Annotated in this window: 2 protein-coding genes and 1 pseudogene; all 3 read left to right on the forward strand. The window is 36.4% G+C overall.

The window, feature by feature from the left end:
• The first annotated feature begins 128 nt into the window (after positions 1–128).
• The gene (locus FTT63_RS15220) at positions 129–1,088 is read left to right on the forward strand and encodes a hypothetical protein (RefSeq protein ID WP_180192464.1); all 960 of its coding nucleotides are present in this window, start codon (positions 129–131) and stop codon (positions 1,086–1,088) included.
• A gap of 2 nt (positions 1,089–1,090) precedes the next feature.
• Positions 1,091–1,504 carry a hypothetical protein gene (locus FTT63_RS15225; protein WP_129717113.1) on the forward strand — a complete coding sequence of 138 codons (414 nt, stop codon included), beginning with the start codon at positions 1,091–1,093 and terminating at the stop codon, positions 1,502–1,504.
• A 131-nt stretch (positions 1,505–1,635) separates the two neighbouring features.
• Positions 1,636–2,274: pseudogene (locus tag FTT63_RS15230) on the forward strand (type IIL restriction-modification enzyme MmeI); the annotation flags it as partial.
• Positions 2,275–2,393 lie beyond the last annotated feature (119 nt).

The raw sequence follows: 2,393 nt of genomic DNA on the forward strand, positions 1-2,393 counted from the left end.
GCTTTTTTAGCGTTGGTGCACTGTCTATAACTGTCTTTAAATCCATAAATAGGTGTCCACTTAAATTTAAGTGGACACTATCGCGGTATTAATGAGTTAGAAAAAGTGGGGTTCAGCGGACGCTTACGATGAAGGAAGCTACTTTATCTATTATCCAAAAAGAGATAATTAAAAAGCAGCCCAAAGATTTTCCACTCTTTGATAAGAGTAGAAACATTAAATTCTCGGAAGCATTATTTTGTTTTCAACAAGGCCAGCTTGCACCTTCGGGTAGTCGAAATATTTCTAAGGTTAATGTATTTAGGGCCAATAGAGATACTTTAATCTCACGGATTTCTGAAAATGGCTCAACTGTTAATGGAAGTTTCTTTGAGCGTCATGGATATAAAAATGCAGATGGTACACCTGTAAAATTAAAGTCGCATGCGCTGCGACACTTGCTTAATACAATGGCTCAAAGAGGTGGTATGAGCCAAATTGACATTGCTAGATGGTCTGGTCGAATAGAAGTAAAACAAAACCGTGTTTATGATCATATGTCAGAATTCGAAATAGTTGACATGATACGAAGTAGGGATAACGACCTGATGGTGGATAGTCCTTTGGAGGAACTACGGCAAAAAATTTCTGAAAAGCTTCCTATTGATCGTCAAGCTTTCAATATTCTAGCCATACCTACTGCCCATATCACTGAAATTGGCTATTGTATTCATGACTATACAATGTCTCCATGCCAAAAGTTTCTTGATTGTTTAAATTGCACTGAGCAGGTTTGTGTCAAAGGGGATAAGCGCCTTGAAAATGTTCAGATCATTTATGAACACAATAAAGCTTTGATAGAAAAGATGGACGTTAATATTACTGAAGGTATAGCTGGCGTAGATAGGTGGTATGAACATACAAAAATGACACTACAAAGAGTGGAAGAATTACTTCGCATCCTAAAAGACCCAACCGTACCCAATGGCTCTGTGATTAAACTGCATAACCTTCAGGAGTACAGTCCTGTGAAAAGAGCAATAGATGCCCGAGCACGTAAAAACAATGAAGCTTTTCTTGATAGAGCACGTTTATTAACAGAGGATTAACAGTGGGAAAAAAATCACGTCATCTAACTGACAAGGATATTGAGGTAATCATAGAGCTGCTTGATGGATGGGATGGTAGTTTGACTTGGGAGGCTCTCTGTGCAGCTTGTGTAAAAGCTATAGGTTTCAAGCCTACTAGGCAAACCTTGCACAAGTTTAGTCGAGTGGCTGGAGCCTACAGACTAGCTAAAGAGCGAGAGAAAAATGATGTCAAAGATCTAAAGATTCCAGCAACCCTTGCAGTTGCAGCGCAGCGTATCGAACGTTTGACTCGTGAGGTTGAACGGTTAGAGAGAGAGAATGTTGCCTTGTTGGAACAGTTTGTGGTTTGGCAGTACAACGCCTATACACATGGGATATCTCGTGAAAAGCTAAATAAAGGCCTATTACAAATTGATCGAGGACAGACAGATTAATTTCTTTTTTGACACAGAAACTTATATATGCAATATGCGACAATATATGTCGCATATTTAAAATTCTATGGTTTAAATAACTTATTGTTTCTATAAACTAATTATTAGCTTTAATACGGTCATCTACACAAATGAATATTGTCCAAATCGAAGAAAATGTTAAACAACTCATTCATAAAATTTCTAAAGGCGAGCTACATCGAAAAGAATTTATCTATGAGTTGCTTTTAGCTTATGGACATCGTAGCCAATCTATTGGACGAGTTCGTAATGGTGAGCGCAATTTAGCTGAAGATAAGGAAAACACCGTTTTTTGGAAACGTCAAATATACTTCAAAATTACAAAACAGCATGATTTGCATGGTCTTATTGATCAAATGAAGAATGAAAAGCGAACTGAAAGCAATAAGATTCGCTTCTTGATCGTAACTGACTTCAAAACTCTATTGGCCATAGATACTAAAACACAAGATACATTGGATGTTCCTTTTGGTGATTTAGCTAAAAAATTTGATTTCTTCTTACCATGGGCTGGGATGGAGAAAGCTGTATATCAAGGTGAAAACCCTGCGGATGTTAAGGCTGCTGAAAAACTAGCAAAGCTATTTGACGAAATTAAAGCCGATAATTTCAATGAAGACGACTTAAACAATAAAGAGAACTTACATCACCTTAATATTTTCTTATCTCGACTGCTATTTTGTTACTTTGCTGAAGATACAGAGATTTTTAAGGACAAACAGTTTACTTCGGCAATATCAAAGAGTAATTAACTATAACTAAAAATATAGACAAATATTTGCATAAGTTCTCATTTTGTCTATGTCGATTCAGTAGTGGCAAGGTGGGTATTTATTAGAGATTTAAATGATTATCTTTTGTATTTTAG

This window comes from Acinetobacter sp. C15 (assembly GCF_013420645.1).
Classification (GTDB): Bacteria; Pseudomonadota; Gammaproteobacteria; order Pseudomonadales; family Moraxellaceae; genus Acinetobacter; species Acinetobacter indicus.